This is a genomic window from Enorma massiliensis phI, from assembly GCF_000311845.1.
Taxonomy (GTDB): Bacteria; Actinomycetota; Coriobacteriia; order Coriobacteriales; family Coriobacteriaceae; genus Enorma; species Enorma massiliensis.
Window position 1 is genome coordinate 558,794 of sequence record NZ_HE978574.1, and the last position, 16,484, is coordinate 575,277.

Here is a 16,484-nt window from a genome sequence, read left to right on the forward strand (position 1 = left end):
TGCGTTTCGTTTTGCCAGTGTGATACTCTAACGTTGCCGCCGGCTCGCCACAAGGGCGCCCGTACTTCCCGCCGAGCAGGTGTGCCAAATAAAAATGCAGGTAAAGGCCATTCTTATATACACATTGCCACGAACGCGGCATTGCCTGTGATGGAGTCGGGGACGTGCGCCCGTAGGATGAAGCTGTCGAAGGGGGGCTAGTGAAGGCGATCGAACTCGTAACATATCTGAATGAGCGCGCGGCTGCATCGATTGATGAGCTGACGTCCGAGTTCGAGGTGAGCGCTCGCACGGTGCGCCTGCACATTCAACGCACCAACGATATGCTCGAAGGCCTTGCCCACATCTCCTACGCGCGCAAGCAGGGTGGCTATGTGCTCTCTGTAATCAACGAAGAGGGCTTCAGCGAATGGTTGGACCGCATGCGCCGCTTCGGCGACCTCGACGGCAGCGCCTCAGAGAAGCGCACCACCTATCTCATCAATGATTTGCTCATGCGCGACGATTGGGTGACCGTTGCGAGCATGGCCCAGGTTCTCTACGTGTCGCCTCAGAGCATTTCGAAGGACCTGAAAGCTGTGGAGGCAAAGCTCGGCGAGTACGACCTGGCGCTTGAGAAGCGTCCGCGCTACGGCGTGCGCGTTCGAGGCTCCGAGCTCAACCGTCGCCTCTGCCTTGCAAGTATCGCAACGGAAGGCGTGATTGGCTCGAATCCGTTCGGCGATGAAACGGTTCCCCAGCTGGTGAAGACCATCGCCGGTTGCATCGAACGGGCGCTCGAGGAGCATCCGGTCTACATGAGCATGCTCGCCTTCCAGAATCTCGTAGTGCATCTTATGGTTGCGTTCTATCGCATCAAAGAGGATTGCCTGATCCTTCTCGACGACGAGACGCTCGATCGCATTCGCCTCACGCCCGAGTTTGCCGCAGCCAGAAGCGTTGCCAAACAGCTCGATGGGGCCTTTGGCATCACCCTGCCCGAATCGGAGGTCGCCTACATCGCCATTCACCTCGCGGGAAAGAAGAGCATCATTCCCGAGGAGAGCGCCGCTGCCGGTGCTTCTTCTGCCGGGGGAGGCCATGCGGGCGCCGAGGGCTCCCATGATGGCGCGAGGGGTGCTGCGCCCCACGACGCTCGCGGGGTCATCATTCCCGATGAGGTGTGGAACGTGGTCACCGAGATGCTCGACCGCGTGTGGGAGCTCTTCCATTTCGATTTTCGCGACGATCTTGAGCTGCGCATGAACCTTGCTCGGCACATCGTTCCCTTGGTTACGCGCCTGCGCTTCAATATGAGCATCGATAACCCGCTGCTTTCGGATATCAAGACGAGGTTCCCGCTCGCCTTCGCGATGGCGCTCGATGCTGCCGACGTGCTCGGTAGGCATTACGGCACCACACTCTCTCAGGCGGAGACGGGCTATATCGCCCTTGCGTTCGCGCTTGCCCTTGACCGCTTGCGTGAGGAGGGGCCGCGCCGCAACGTTGTGGTGGTGTGCGCTTCGGGGCTCGGGACTTCTCGGCTGCTCGAACATGCGATCAGGAGACAGTTCGGCGATCGCATCGATAAGGTGGTGCCCTGCGACGCCCTGCATGTCGAGGCGATGGACTTCACCGGCTTCGACTACATCTTCACGACGGTCCCTCTCGAGGGTGAGTTCCCGATTCCCGTGCAGGAGATCCACTCATTCCTGAACGAGGTTGACGTGCGGCAGATTAACGAGCTGCTTCGCGCTTCGGCAGATATGGGTGCGGGGCTCTTCGACCCGGCCTGGTTCGACCCCCATCTCGATGCGGAGACGCCCCATGAGGCTATCTGCGGCCTCGCCGAGCTCATGGTCGAGCGCGCGGGGGCACCCGCCGAGCTCGTGGAGCTCGCATTGGAGCGCGAGAGCGCCGCATCAACCGCTTTCGGTAGCGGTCTAGCGCTCCCTCATCCCATACGCTCCCTGCCCGGACCCACGAAGGTGTGCGCAGGCATTCCCAACCGCCCCATCCGTTGGGGTGACAAGGATGTTGAGCTGGTGCTGCTTGTAGCGATCGGCGACGACGGCCGCAACGCGCTGGATTGGTTCTTCTCGCGTATGGCTGAGTTGCTATCTCACGAAGAGCGCGTGAAGCGCATCGTGGACGATCGAAGTTTTGAAGTGATGATGCAGGAAATCGCCCATGGCGAGGAAAGGAGCTGAGCATGTCTGAAGAAAAGCGGAGCATGGAGGCGCAGCAGGTCGGGGGGCAGGATGTTGAGCTCATCCCGTTTGCGCTCATCGCCGATGCCGGCGAGGCCAAGAGCCTTGCGTTCATGGCGCTGAACGAGGCCAAACAGGGCAACTTCGAAGCGTGCGATGACTATATGAAGCAGTCGGATGAGGCCTATCTGCGTGCGCACAATACGCAGACCGAGATTCTGGTCAAGGAGGCAAACGGCGAGCACATGCCTGTAAACGTCATGCTCGTTCACGCCCAGGACCATCTCATGACCTCGAATCTCGCGCGCGAGCTCATTCGCGAGCTTATCGAGCTGTATCGCGTCCGCAACGCGTAGCCACTTGTCGTAATGCCGGTGGCATGCCGGCAGGGGACCCAGGGAGGGAACATGGACACTACCGCACCGTTTTTCTGGGGGAGCGCGACTGCTTCCTACCAGTGTGAAGGAGCCTGGCAGGAGGGCGGGAAGGCCGAATCGATGTGGGATCGCTACCTGCATGAAAACGATTTGGAGAATGGCGATGTGGCGAGCGACCACTACCACCGCTACCGCGAGGACATCGAGACCATGGCGAAAGGTGGCCAGAATGCCTATCGTTTCTCGCTCTCGTGGCCCCGCATCATCAAGAATCGCGAGGGTGAGGTCAACGAGGAAGGCATTGCCTTCTACAACAGCCTGATCGATACCTGCCATGAGTTCGGTGTCGAGCCCTTCGTAACCATCTACCATTGGGACCTTCCGCAGTACTGGGAGGATGAGGGCGGCTGGCTGAACGAGGAGACGGCGCACGCCTTCGAGCACTATGCACGCGTCTGCTTCGATCGCTTCGGCGACCGCGTGCGCTATTGGGCGACCTTCAACGAGCCTAAGTGGTTCGTCATGAGCGGGTACCTCATCGGTAACTATCCGCCCGCCCTGCAGGATCCCGAGAAGTGCGCGCGCGCAGCGTTCAACGTCATGTATGCGTCGGCGCTCGGCGTGAAGGCGTTCCGCGCGGGCGGTTATGAGGGCTCTATCGGCATCGTGCACAGCTTTGGGCCCGTCGACGGCGTGGATGACACCCTCGAGACCAAGATTGCCATGCGGTTCGCCGACAACTACGCAAATAACTGGATTCTCGATACCGCCGCTACAGGCGAGCTTCCCATCGATTTGCTCACCGACCTCAACCGTCGCTTTGACCTGTCGTACATTACGCCCGACAAGCTTCAGGCGCTTCGCGAGGGTACCGTCGACTTCCTGGGTCTCAACTACTACTCGCGCGTGCTCGTGCGGCCCTATACCGATGGCGAGACCCAGCTCGTGGTGAACAATTCCGGCTCGGCCTTCAAGGGGTCCCAGCGCGTGGTGATCAAGGGCTGGTTCGAGCAGGTGCTCGACGATCCCAACATGCAGACGACTGAGTGGGGCACCGAGATTTACCCCGACGGTCTGCGTCGTGGCCTCATTGAAGTGACGCGTCGCTACCATCTGCCCATCTACATCACGGAGAACGGCATCGGCGTGGCCGAGGACGTGAGCCAGGGCGAGGTCCAGGACGATTATCGCATCGCCTTTATGAAAGATCATATCGCCGCCATCAAAGCTGCCCAGGAAGCTGGGGCCGACGTACGCGGTTATTTCGTATGGAGCACCTTCGACCTGTATTCATGGAAGAACGGGTGCCGCAAGCGCTATGGGCTTGTCGCGGTTGACTTCGAGAACGGGTACACCCGTACCCCCAAGAAGAGCTACCGCTGGTATCGCGATTTCATCGCGGGCGAGCAGACTGGAAAACCCTATCAGGAGGAGGGGCAACGATGAGAAAAGTCATGTTGGTGTGCAACGCTGGGATGTCCACCGGCATCATGGCAAAGAAGATCGAGGAGGCGAGCGAGGGCACCCTGGAGGTCGCTGCCTACGGCGAGGCTGAGTTCGAAGACCATCTCGAGGGCGTCGAGATGATTCTCGTGGGGCCGCAAATTCGCTACCTCGTTCCCAACATTCAGGCCAAGGTGTCGTGCCCGGTGGATTCCATCGCTCCGCAGCACTACGGCGTTATGAACGGCAAGGCTGTCTATCAGCAGATCATCGATCGTATCGGAGCCTAATATGAGCAACGTTATGGACTCTCTGACAACGTACTTGGAAAAGCACGTTCTACCGATAGCAAACAAGCTGAGCACGCAGCGCCATCTGCATGCCATCCGCGATGCGTTTATCTCGCTGGTGCCGGTCACGCTTTTCGGCGGCATCTGCACCATCCTCTCGTCCGCGCCGGCGGTCGAGCCGGGCAGCAACTTCCTGCTTGAGGCCTGGGCCAACTTCGCTGCAGCCAATTCGACGCTGCTCACCTGGGCGAATACCATGACCATGGGCGCGCTTTCGGTGTACATCGCGCTCGGTGTCACGTACTTCCTGTGCAAGCATTACAAGATTGATGCCTTTATCCCGTTGGTGCTCACGATGGGTGGCTTCCTGCTCATCTGCTTCGGGCCGGTGGAGCTTGGCTGGGATGCCAAGACGGCGGACATCCTCTATCTTGACGGCAAGGGCCTGCTCGTGGCGATCTTCCTGTCGATTCTCACCGTCGAGGGATATCGCGCCATGCGCGAGCACAATGTGGGCCGCATAGCGCTCCCGCCCTCGGTCCCGGCGTCGCTCTCCGAGGCCTTCGCTTCGCTTGTTCCCGGCATCATCATCCTTGCCGTCGACACCGCGATCTTCGCGATTTTCAACTCGATGGGCACCACGCTCCCCGCGTTTATCTACACCAACCTCGCTCCTGTCTTCAATGCGACCGATTCGCTCGGATTCGCTGCGATCGCTACGCTCCTGGTGCAGTTCTTCTGGTTCTTCGGCGTGCATGACGCTGCGCTCTCCGGTGTGCTCGGTCCCATCCGCGATGGCGGCCTCTCGGTGAACGCCGCCGCCCAGGCGGCCGGTGAGGCGCTCCCGAACATCTTCACCACGCCGTTCTGGGTCTACTTTGTCGTGATCGGCGGCTGCGGCTCGGTGCTGGCTCTTGCCATCCTGCTCATCCGCTCCAAGTCCAAGCAGCTGCGTACCATCGGCCGTGTGGGCATCGTGCCGGCGTTCTTCAACATCTCTGAGCCGATCATCTTTGGCGTGCCTCTCATGATGAACCCCATGTTCTTCATTCCCTTCCTGCTCACCTCTACGGTGAACGCCATCATTGCCTATGTCTGCATGATGACGGGCCTTGTTGCCAAGACGTTCGCGCTCCTCTCGTGGAACATGCCGTGCATCTTCGGCGCGTACCTTTCGACCTTCGACTGGAAGGCCGTGGTGCTCGTCGTGGCGCTGATTGCCATCGATGCCCTGCTGTACTACCCCTTCTACAAGGCTTACGAGAAGCAGCTCGTGGCTCAGGAAGAGGCCGACGAGACCTCTGCCGAGACGGCGTAGCGGGCTTGTCGTGCTTTCCGCTCGCGTGGGCGCACCCCTGCGAGCGGTGAAGGTCGAGGGTGCCTGCCCCTTTGGGCGGGCGCCCTTTTTCCTTATGGGGTGAGGGTGGCGCATACGACCTTCGTCTGTTTGCATGCCCAGGCGGCGGAGGCGCGCGCTTGCAACCAGGCGTGCGCGACGGGCCCAGGAGAAGGGAGAATGCATGGTTGAATCATTCGAGCGCAGGCTGGATGCGCGGCTTGTTGCCTCTATCGTGGCGGCAGGAAGCCTTTCGTTTTGCGCGGTGGTTTTCGAGACCGCCATGAACGTCGCTTTGCCCGCGCTTATGGAGGAGTTTGCAGTTGACACGGCGACCATTCAATGGATTACTTCGGGTTACCTACTTATGCTCGCGGTCATGATCCCCACCTTCCCATTCCTGAAAGCGCGCTTCGCGCTGCGTCGCCTTTTCGTTTGCGCGGTACTGCTCTTTCTTGCCGGCACGTTGCTGTGTGCCGCAGCGTCAGCGTTTCCGGTGCTGCTCATGGGGCGCGTCGTGCAGGGGGTAAGTACGGGCATCGCCATCCCGCTCATGTTCAGTATCGTGGTCGATCAGGTTCCGCACGAGAAAATGGGGCTCATGATGGGCGTGGCGTCGCTCATTACGGCCGTCGCGCCGGCGGTGGGGCCCTCGTATGGTGGCGCGGTTATGGAGCTTGCTGGATGGCGCATGGTGTTTCTATGCCTTGTGCCCGTGACCGTGCTTGCGCTGGGTATCGGGAGCGCGTGCGTGCGTCAGGCCACGCGCGTCGATGCGGGCGCCCGCTTTGACCTTGTCGGCTTTGTGCTGCTGGGCGCAAGCTTCTTTGCTCTCATCTACGGAATCAATGCTGCTTCATATGAGGGTGCAAGCCCCATGGTGCTGGCGGTGTTCGCCGCATTCGTCGTCGCGCTCGGTGTCTTCGTTGCCCATGCGCGGGCATGCGACCAGCCGCTTATCGATATGCACCTCTTTGCGTTCCCGGCTTTTTCTGCTTCTGCCGCAGTTATCGCAGCGGTTTCGTTTGCCATCCTGGGCTTTGCCTATCTAATTCCTAACTACGCGCAGCTCGCGCTCGGCGCCTCGGCGTCGCTTTCGGGAACCCTCATGTTGCCGGGTTGCGCGCTCGTTGCGGTATTCGCCCCGCTAGGAGGGCGGCTGCTCGACCGTGCGGGTGCCCGTCTGCCCATCATCACGGGCATGGCGTGCCTCGTTGCATCGGTGGTGCTTTACGTAGCCTTCTCCTCTGCGCTTACCCCGTTCATGCTCGGAGGGTTCTACGTGCTTTTCGGGATTGGCCAGGGCTTGGGTTTCAGCACGACGATGACGAATGGCTTGGGCGCGCTGCCCGAGTCGATTCGCACTGACGGCAACTCGGTTTTCAATACCTTCCAGCAGCTCGGTGGTTCTATCGGCGTGAGTGCGGTCACAGCGGTCGTGGGAGCGTTCCAAGGGGCCTCGCAGAACATAGTTGCCTCCACGGTGGAGGGAGGCTATTGGGCGTTCGTGCTGCTTGCCGCCGTCGTGGCCCTTGCCGCTCTGTGCAGCATGCTCGTGCTGTTCGTGTTTTCCCGGAAGGGACGTGCCTAGCTGGTAGGCTGCCGTCTGCGTGGCGTTGCCGGGCGAGATCTGGACACGGCTGGCGTTGTCGGGCGAGATCTGGACACTTGGGGTCCTCCAGATGTCCGAATGTCGCCCGGCAACGCTCAAACTGTCCGATTGTCGCCCGACGTAGCTTGATGTGTCCAGATCTCGCCCGAAATCACCCTGCACGTCCGAAAGTCGGCCGGCAATGTGGACTGCCGTGCCGCAGTGCGCGACTTTCTCACACATTCTCTACGCGCGGAATGCCATAGGTCTCTACGCGCTCCGGCATGGTGCTTCTCTAGAAAAATAATTGAACATAGTGTTGTATTTTTTGAAACGTGGTATATACCTACCGTTCAACTAGTCGTTAACCGCTCGGGCAAGCGGCATGCTGCGTCGCCGCCCGCCCGAGCGGCCATTCGAAGGCGTCACGGCGTGCATGCCGGGCGCGGTGTGCTAGATGGAGCGGTATATGGAACAGGCAACGGGGGCGGCGCAGGCGGACCACATTCCGGCGTGTGGCGCCGGGAGCGGTACCATGGGTGGCGCGCCGTTGGATGAGGTGCTGCACGTAGGGCTCGACATTGGCTCGACCACCACCAAGGTGTTCGTCCTCGACCCGACTGCGAACGAGACCAGGTATTGGCGCTACCAGCGTCACAACGCCCGCCAGACATTGAGCGCGATCGAGGCGCTTCGCGAGGTGGGCAAGCGTTTCCCGGGCGCTCGCCTGCGCGTGGCGGTAACGGGATCGGGCGCGCGCGACATCGCTCGGGCGCTCGGCGCGGCTTACATCCAGGAGGTCGTGGCAAACTCCATCGCTGTGCGCGAACTCTACCCGCAGGTACGATGCGCAATCGAGCTTGGCGGCCAGGACGCCAAGATGATCTTCTTCCACAAGGCAGAGCCCGACGGAGCGCTCGTCGTCTCCGACATGCGCATGAACGGCAGCTGCGCGGGCGGCACGGGCGCGTTCATCGACGAGATGGCCGAGCTGCTGGGTGTTCCCACCGAGGGTTTCGAGGAGCTTGCCGCACGCGGCACCACGGTGTACGAGATTTCCGGCCGTTGCGGCGTGTACGCCAAGACGGATATCCAGCCGCTGCTCAATCAGGGCGTACCTCGTGAGGACCTGGCGCTCTCGGCCTTCCATGCCGTTGCGCGCCAAACGGTCGGCGGCCTCGCGCAGGGCATCGACATCGAGGCGCCGGTCATCTTCGAGGGCGGCACGCTCGCCTATAACCCCACGCTCGCGCGCGTTTTCGCCGAACAGCTCGATCTTGGTGAGAACGACTGCGTGATTCCCCAAGACCCGCAGGTCATCGTGGCGCACGGGGCGGCGCTTGCGCTCGGCGCGCCCGATATGTTCGCCGATGCCCAGGCAGACGTAGACCTTGACATTGGCATTCCTGCCCTCGATCACTTGATGGAGCACCCTATAGACGACGGCGAACTTGCCCCTGTGGCCCCGTTCTTTGCGAGCGAGGAGGACCGAGCGGAGTTCGAGCGCCGCCATCCTGCCGAGGTCCCCGCGCCGGGCCCCACGGCCTACCAGCCGGGCGAGACCGTGCATGTGGCGCTGGGCATCGATTCTGGTTCCACGACCACCAAATTTGCGCTCATCGACGAAGACGGCGAGCTTGTGGACTCGTTCTATGCCAACAACGAGGGACGGCCGCTCGATGTGGTTCGGCAGGGGCTCATCGACCTGCGGCGCCGTTGGTCGGATGCGGGCGTGAACCTTGCTATCGATGCTGTGGGCACCACCGGGTATGGAGAGGTGCTCTTCGCGCGCGCCCTGCATGCCGACTACCATACGGTCGAGACCGTCGCGCACGCCCGCGCCGCGGCCATGTGCGTGCCGGACGCCACCTTCGTATTGGATATTGGCGGGCAAGACATGAAGGCCATCTGGCTCTCGGGCGGCGTGCTCACCGATATCGTGGTCAACGAGGCGTGCTCGGCTGGCTGCGGATCGTTTCTCGAGGGGTTCGCGGCGAACCTGCACATTCCCGTCGAGGGTATCGCCCGTGCCGCGTTTCGGTCGAATGATCCGGCATCGCTTGGTAGTCGCTGCACCGTGTTCATGAACAGTAGCGTGGTGAGCGAGCAGCGCCGCGGCAAGGGCCCCGACGACATCATGGCGGGCCTCTGCCGTTCCATCATCGAGAACGTATTCACCAAGGTCATTCGCGTGGCCAACCTCGACGCGCTCGGCGAGCGCATCGTGGTGCAGGGAGGTACGTTCAGAAACGATGCCGTGCTCCGCGCGTTCGAGCAATACCTTGGCCGCCCGGTCACGCGCGCGCCGCATCCCGGGCTCATGGGGGCCATCGGCGTGGCGCTGCTTGCGCGCGAGCACGTGGGTGAGCGCTGCGCTGGGGGCAAGAACGCGGCCTCGAGTTTCATCGGCCTCAACGCGCTCGATGATTTTAGCCACGACCAGTACACGGGCGTTACCTGCAGACGGTGCGGCAACCATTGCAGCCGCACGGTGGTCGCGTTCAACGACGGCTCGCTCTACGTGACGGGGAACCGCTGCCCGCGCGGCGAGGAGATTGATTGGGCGGAGCTCATCCGCGAAGTGCCGGGCACGCTCGTGCCGGAGGGGGCCCGGGTTGCGGAGCGCGCCGAAGGCGATGCCGAGGAGCGCACTGATGGTGATGCTGCCGCGCGCGCCGAGGGTGATGCTGCCGCGAATGCCGACGCGCGCACTGATGGCGATGCCGCAGCCCCCGCCGGGGCGCAGGCAGAAGCACAGGTTGTAGCCCCCGCCGAGAGCCCTGCCGCCGCGCTCCCGGCAAGTACGGGGAACGGCGCTGCCCTTGTGGCCGGCGAGCAGGGAGGGCCCACAGCAGCGAGCGCCGCCGAGCCCCCAGCCCACCGCCGAGCCCCCAACCTCTTCGATGAGCGCGAGCGCCTGCTATTCAAGCAGTGGCCCTGCGACCCGGTTGCTCCCAAGAACGGCATCACCGTCGGCCTGCCGCGCGTTCTTGAGTTTTGGGACACCATGCCGTTTTGGACCACGCTCTTCCGCGCGATCGGTTGCACGGTGCGCATCTCGCGCCCAAGCAACCGGCGCATGTTCGAACGCGGCCTGCCGCATGTGACCTCGGATACCATCTGCTTCCCGGCAAAGCTCGTCCATGGGCATGTGCGCGACCTTGTGGACGCGGGCGTCGATCGCATCTTCATGCCCATCATCACCACCGTTCCCACCGAGAACACGGCGAGCACGAGCGAGTGGATGTGCGCGGTCGTGAAGGGGTATCCCTACGTGATGCGCAATTCCGATAACCCCGAGGAGCGCTTCGGCGTTCCCTTCGATACGCCGCTCTTTCACTGGTACAGCGAGCGCGATCGAAACCGGCAACTCGCGCGCTATCTCACCGAGACGTTCGGCATCGATGCGTCGCGGGCCCGCAAGGCCATCCTTATGGCCGACGTGGCTCAGCACGGGTTCGCCGACGAGCTTGAGCGGCGCGGCCGGGAGGTCATCGAGGAGGTGCGGCGTACGGGCCGCTATGCCGTGATCGTGGCCTCGCGCCCGTACCACAACGACCCACTTGTCAACCACGGGGTCACGAAGCTCTTCAGCGACCAGGGTATCGCCGTGCTCACGCCCGATGCGGTGCCCGGCGTGCGCAAGGTCAACCTCGAGAACAGCCGGCTCGACATCGTGAACAACTTCCACGCGCGCATGCTCAGCTGTGCGGTGATTGCCGCCTCCGCGCCGGAGCTCGAATATGTCCAGCTCGTGAGCTTTGGTTGCGGGCACGACGCCTATCTCTCGGACGAGATCGTGCGCATCATGCGCGAGGTGGGCGATAAGGCCCCGCTCATTCTCAAGATCGACGAGAGCGATGCCACCGGCCCCCTCCGCATACGCGTGCGCTCGTTCATCGAGACGACGGACCGGCGGCGCGCGGGCGAAGCGAGAGGAGCATCGCAAGATCGTGCGGAGCGGGCCCCGAAAGGCGGGCTTGCTGCTCCGTCTCCTGCTGCCGAGCATGCGGCCGAGACGGGGGAGAACCTGCTCAAAGATCCATACGAAGTGAAGTTCACCAAGCGGGACGCCCGTGAAAAGGTGCTGCTTGTGCCCAACACCTCGCACGCGTTCGCTCGCCTCATGGCGGCAGCGATCTCGCGGCAGGGCGTGCGCGCCGAGGCGCTCGAGGTTGGTCGAGAGGAGGCGATCGAGCTCGGCAAGCGCTACGTGCACAACGACATCTGCTTCCCTGCGCAGATCACCATCGGCGAGGCGCTCTATGCACTCAAGAGTGGCAAGTACGACGATAAAGACGTTGCCATGATTACGGGCAAGTACATCGGCGACTGCCGTCTCACGCACTACATGCCGCTTTTGCGTAAAGCGCTCGACGATGCGGGCTATAAGAACGTTCCCGTGCTCACGAACGACGACGTGGACGCTCATAATGCCTACCCCGGGTTCCGCTTGGGCATGGCGGCGAGCATCCAGATCGCCTGGGGGCTTCCCATGATCGACGCGCTCGAGGCGCTGCTTCGCCGCATGCGCCCCTACGAGCTCGAGCCGGGCTCTGCCGACCGTGCCTTCGAAGCAGCGGTGGACGAGCTCATGGCGGGTCTCGAGAAACGCGGCATCGCGGGGCTTGAACGCGGCTTCGCCCGCGCCATCGATATCATGAAGGGGGTTCGCTACGACCGCTCGCGCCCTCGTCCGACGGTGTTGATCGTGGGCGAGTACCTGCTCAACTTTCATCCGGGCGCCAACCACGAGATTGAGCGCTACCTCGAGCAGAACGGCCTCGAGATCATCGAGGCGCGCATGACGGACGTGATTCGCAAAAGCTATTTCTACAAGCATGCCCAATCGAGGGAGTACCACGTGGACCTGCCGTTCGGCGAGCGCTCGTGGTACGCTATCGCGGACCATTTCTTTGAGCTCGCGCACGGTCGCTGCGACCGCATCGCCCGCGCGCACCCGCTGTACGAGCCCCCAACGCGCATGCCGGAGCTTGTTAAGCAGTCGGACGAGGTGCTTCACCATACGTTCGATGCGGGCGAGGGTGTACTCATTCCTGCGGAGATCCTCGAGCAGGCGAAGCACGGTTGCCGCGCGTTCGTGATCTTGCAGCCATTCGGCTGCCTGCCCAACCACGTGGTGGGGCGCGGTTTGGTGCGAGCGTTGAAGAACCGGTATCCGGACGCGCAGTTCCTGCCGCTCGATTACGACCCAGACGTGAGCTTTGCAAACGTGGAGAACCGCCTGCAGATGCTCATCATGGGTGCGAAGGAGCGCGGCAACGCCGAGCCGGGGGAGGGTGCCGCTGGGCAGGCACGAGGTGCGTCGGAGGAGGGCAGCCCCCATGGCACGACCGCGTAAGGATGCCGATGAGCCCGGCGCGCGCGAACGCATCGCCGATGCGTTCTGGGAACTCTTGGAGTGTACGCCGCGGAGTGCTATGACCGTCGGCGCGGTTGTGAAAGCGGCTGGCTGCAACCGCGGAACGTTCTACTATTACTTTTCCGACCTTGATGTGCTTGCGGCGAGCGCGGTGCGCGAGGAGTTCTTCTCCGACGATGCGCTCGTGCGCGCGATCTTCGGCGCGCTCGTGGAGGGCGATGCGGGGTCGCTCCAGCGGCGCGTGCCGCGACGCCGCTTGAGGCGCATGGCGATCGCCATCCGCGCCGGAGAGCGGAGGCTCGTAGACCAGACCATCCGCAGCGAGGTCCAACGGCGTTGGGAAAGCTGCCTGTGCGCCGAGGGAGAGCACCTGAAGCCGGCGGCGACCTTTGCTATACAGTTCATGGTGGGCGGAGTGCTGGGTTTCATCGCCGAGGCGACGGAGCGCGGCGCGCTGCCCTGCCCGCTTTCGCCCGAGGCGCGAGCCTACCTCGCTTCCGTTGCACGGGCCACGATCGAGGCCGTCGCCGACGCGCAGGGGATGACTCAGGTCGAGGTGCTCGCCCGCGTTTTCCACGATTAGGGGCTTTTTCGGGCCAGGTGACCCATTCTGGGACGGGTCCGTTTTGGTCCATCTGATTCATTTGAGTCATTCTGGGACGGGTCCGTTTTGACTCACGATTAGGCGCCTTTTCGCTCATTGAGTCCTGTTCGGTTCGCGGTGCATGGCCCTTGCAGTGCCGATCCTTCACATCTTGCGCATGTGGTGGGCCTGCCGTCTCATTTTCTCGCGCTGAGCTGTTATGATGGTGCACCTTTGGGTAAAGAAGGGGAATGCGCAGCGTGCTGCCTGCGCATTCCGATAGACAACAAGTCGGCACAGCAGAGGTTTTCAGCATGTTAGACAGATTTACCGATCGTGCTCGCCGCGTCATGTCTATGGCGAAGGAAGAAGCGATCGCACTATCGTCGACCAAGGTGGGCACCGAGCATCTGCTGCTCGCGCTCGCCAAGGAAGAGGGCATCGCCTCGGAGGCGCTGCAATCGCTCGACATCTCATACGATGACGTGATGGACCAGATCAAGGAGGCGGCAGGCGCTGCCACGACCAAGCCTGCGACGAGCTCTCCTGCGGTCGATGCGTCTTCCGCGTCTTCGTCGGCGGATTCCTCCGCGGACGACGCGCCGGCATCTGACGGCGACGGCGCCCACCGCGCCGAGAGCGCCACGGGCTCGGCTTCCGAGGGCGCTACGGGCGCGACGCCCGATGGCGCCTCCAGCCGCAACGCCGGGCAGGGCAAGCTCGCCTTCACCCCTTCCGTCATCACCGTGATGGAGAAGAGCTTCCGCCACGCGCGCGAGAACAACCAGACCTACGTATCTACCGAGCACCTGCTTCTTGGCATTGTGGACGAATCGTCGTGCATGGCGATGGACATCCTCATGCGCCTCGGCGTCTCGGCGGCTTCCGTGCGCCAGGCGGTCGAGAAGCTCACCTCGAAGGACCAGGGACGCCGTCCGTTCGCGGGCGCCGCATCCGTGCGCCCCGGCTCCGGCCTGCCGTTCTTCTCGGGCGATTCGAGCCAGGGCAAGGGCGACGACTCCTCGGTTCTCAAGCAGTTCGGCACCAACCTCACGCAGGAAGCGCGCGACGGCAAGCTCGACCCGGTGATTGGCCGCGAAAAAGAGGTCTCGCGCATGATGGAGATCCTTTCTCGACGCACCAAGAACAATCCGCTCATCTTGGGCGACCCCGGTGTGGGCAAGACCGCCATCGTGGAAGGCCTTGCGCAGGAAATCGCTGCCGGCAACGTGCCCGAGAACCTTATGAACAAGAACATCTGGTCGCTTGACCTGCCGGGGCTCGTAGCGGGCGCCAAGTATCGCGGCGAGTTCGAGGAGCGCCTGAAGGGCGTGATCCAGGAGGCCACCGAGGCCGACGACATCATTCTCTTCATCGACGAGATGCACACGCTCATCGGAGCGGGCAGCTCGGCCGAGGGCTCCATCGACGCGAGCTCCATGCTTAAGCCGGTGCTCGCGCGCGGGGTGTTCCAGATTATCGGCGCCACCACGGCAGATGAGTACCGCAAATACCTCTCCAAGGACCCGGCGTTCGAGCGGCGCTTCCAATCCATCGATATCGAGGAACCGAGTATCGAGGACACGGTCAAGATCCTTACCGCCCTGCTCCCACGCTACGAAGAGCACCACCATGTGCACTACACCCCCGAGGCGGTCGAGGCGGCGGCGACGCTCTCGTCCCGCTACATCCAAGATCGCTTCCTGCCCGACAAGGCCATCGACCTCATCGATGAGTCCGGCGCCCGCGCCCGCATCGCGCGCAACCGCGCGCCGGAGCCCGTGCGCGAGGCAGAGGCCCGTCTGGGCGAGCTCAAGGCGGCGGCCGACGAAGCGGCGGAGAACGACGACATGAACCGCGCCGCCGAGCTCAAGGAGCAGGAGAAGCGGGCTGAAATCGAGCTTTCCGAGGCGCGTGCCGCCTGGAACGCCCAGATGGATGCCGCTCCCATCGTGATCGATGTCCCGCAGATCGCCGATATCGTGTCGGTTGCTTCGGGCGTTCCCGTCTCATCGCTCACCGAAGACGAGTCGCGGCGCCTTCTCAACTGCGAGAACGTGCTCAAGACGCGCATCATCGGGCAGGACGAGGCGGTGAACGCGGTGGCCAAGGCCATCCGCCGCTCCCGTTCCCCGCTCAAAGATCCGCGCCGTCCCGGCGGTTCGTTCATCTTCCTGGGCCCCACGGGCACGGGCAAGACCGAGCTGGCGAAGACCCTCGCCGAATACCTGTTTGGCAGCAAGGACGCGCTCATCAGCTTCGATATGTCTGAGTTCGCCAGCGAGTACGAGGTCTCTAAGCTCATCGGTAGCCCCCCGGGTTATGTGGGCCACGAGGAAGGCGGCCAGCTCACCAAGGCCGTTCGCCGTCACCCGTATTCGGTGGTGCTCTTCGACGAGATCGAAAAGGCGCATCCGGACATCTTCAATATCTTGCTGCAAGTGCTCGATGAGGGGCGTTTGACCGACGGCCAGGGCAAGACGGTCGATTTCCGCAACACGGTCGTCATCATGACATCGAACGTGGGCGCGCGCGAGATCGCGCAGGAGTCGAGCGTGGGCTTTGGCAGCACCGGGGAGGCGGGCCTCTCTTCCACCGAGATCAAGAGCCGCGCGATGGGCGAGCTCAAGCGTCTGTTCCGCCCGGAGTTTTTGAACCGCGTGGACGATATCGTGGTCTTCCAGAAGCTCGCGGGCGAGAGCCTGACCAAGATCGCCGAGCTCCTGGTGGACGACCTGCGCCAGCGGCTCATTGCCAACGGCATGAATATCAAGCTGACGGATGCCGCCATCGCCAAGATCGTTGCCGAGGGCACCGACCTTACCAATGGCGCGCGCCCGCTGCGCCGTGCGATCCAGAAGCTCATTGAGGATCCGCTTTCTGAGGAGCTTCTGGCCGGTGAGTGGAACGCGGGCGATACCGTGCTCTGCGACGTGGTCGACGGTTCGTTTGTGTTTAGCCACGGGGCGGGGGAGATTCCGGCTCCGCGAAGCATCGGAGCGCTCGGCGGGTTGTTTGAGCCTGCGCCGCGCTCAAGTGCCGCCGCGCCTGCTCTTGCCGGTGGTCCTGGCGGCGCCGCCCAGTCTGGAAGCGGCACGCGGTAGCAAATCATGGTCTCAGTAGAAGGGCTGCGCTCGCACGGATGCGGGCGCGGCCCTTTTTGTGCACCCTCTATCTGGGCTTTTGTAGCCAAAAATGCGCTAAGTCGGTCTTATTTCCTGCGATTCAGGCGTCGGGTTCGCCCGCCGCGCTGGTAGACGGCCCGCGGCGAGCGCTCTACCTGCGCGTGGGG

9 protein-coding genes are annotated in these 16,484 nt (G+C 62.9%); all 9 read left to right on the plus strand.

Annotation, left to right across the window (positions count from 1 at the left end):
* Nucleotides 1-200: 200 nt before the first annotated feature.
* Nucleotides 201-2,189 carry a BglG family transcription antiterminator gene (locus HGEM_RS02300; RefSeq protein ID WP_019127791.1) on the plus strand — a complete coding sequence of 663 codons (1,989 nt, stop codon included), beginning with the start codon at nucleotides 201-203 and terminating at the stop codon, nucleotides 2,187-2,189.
* A gap of 2 nt (nucleotides 2,190-2,191) precedes the next feature.
* Nucleotides 2,192-2,545 (plus strand): PTS lactose/cellobiose transporter subunit IIA, encoded by a 354-nt coding sequence (locus HGEM_RS02305; protein WP_019127792.1) that lies wholly within the window; start codon nucleotides 2,192-2,194, stop codon nucleotides 2,543-2,545.
* 51 nt (nucleotides 2,546-2,596) lie between these two features.
* The gene (locus HGEM_RS02310) at nucleotides 2,597-4,012 is read left to right on the plus strand and encodes a glycoside hydrolase family 1 protein (RefSeq protein ID WP_035100569.1); all 1,416 of its coding nucleotides are present in this window, start codon (nucleotides 2,597-2,599) and stop codon (nucleotides 4,010-4,012) included.
* Nucleotides 4,009-4,299 (plus strand): PTS sugar transporter subunit IIB, encoded by a 291-nt coding sequence (locus tag HGEM_RS02315; RefSeq protein WP_019127794.1) that lies wholly within the window; start codon nucleotides 4,009-4,011, stop codon nucleotides 4,297-4,299. The genes HGEM_RS02310 and HGEM_RS02315 overlap by 4 nt, the downstream gene beginning before the upstream one ends.
* A gap of 1 nt (nucleotide 4,300) precedes the next feature.
* Nucleotides 4,301-5,617, plus strand: coding sequence for a PTS sugar transporter subunit IIC (locus tag HGEM_RS02320; protein ID WP_019127795.1), 1,317 nt, complete (start codon nucleotides 4,301-4,303; stop codon nucleotides 5,615-5,617).
* A 202-nt stretch (nucleotides 5,618-5,819) separates the two neighbouring features.
* A complete protein-coding gene (locus HGEM_RS02325; protein ID WP_019127796.1) occupies nucleotides 5,820-7,226 on the plus strand; it encodes a DHA2 family efflux MFS transporter permease subunit in 1,407 nt (468 codons plus the stop codon).
* Between the two features lie 469 nt (nucleotides 7,227-7,695).
* Nucleotides 7,696-12,588 carry an acyl-CoA dehydratase activase gene (locus tag HGEM_RS10430; RefSeq protein ID WP_051008427.1) on the plus strand — a complete coding sequence of 1,631 codons (4,893 nt, stop codon included), beginning with the start codon at nucleotides 7,696-7,698 and terminating at the stop codon, nucleotides 12,586-12,588.
* Nucleotides 12,572-13,192 (plus strand): TetR/AcrR family transcriptional regulator, encoded by a 621-nt coding sequence (locus HGEM_RS02340; RefSeq protein ID WP_019127798.1) that lies wholly within the window; start codon nucleotides 12,572-12,574, stop codon nucleotides 13,190-13,192. The genes HGEM_RS10430 and HGEM_RS02340 overlap by 17 nt, the downstream gene beginning before the upstream one ends.
* Before the next feature lie 314 nt (nucleotides 13,193-13,506).
* Nucleotides 13,507-16,296 carry an ATP-dependent Clp protease ATP-binding subunit gene (locus HGEM_RS02345; RefSeq protein WP_019127799.1) on the plus strand — a complete coding sequence of 930 codons (2,790 nt, stop codon included), beginning with the start codon at nucleotides 13,507-13,509 and terminating at the stop codon, nucleotides 16,294-16,296.
* The last annotated feature ends 188 nt before the right edge of the window (nucleotides 16,297-16,484 follow it).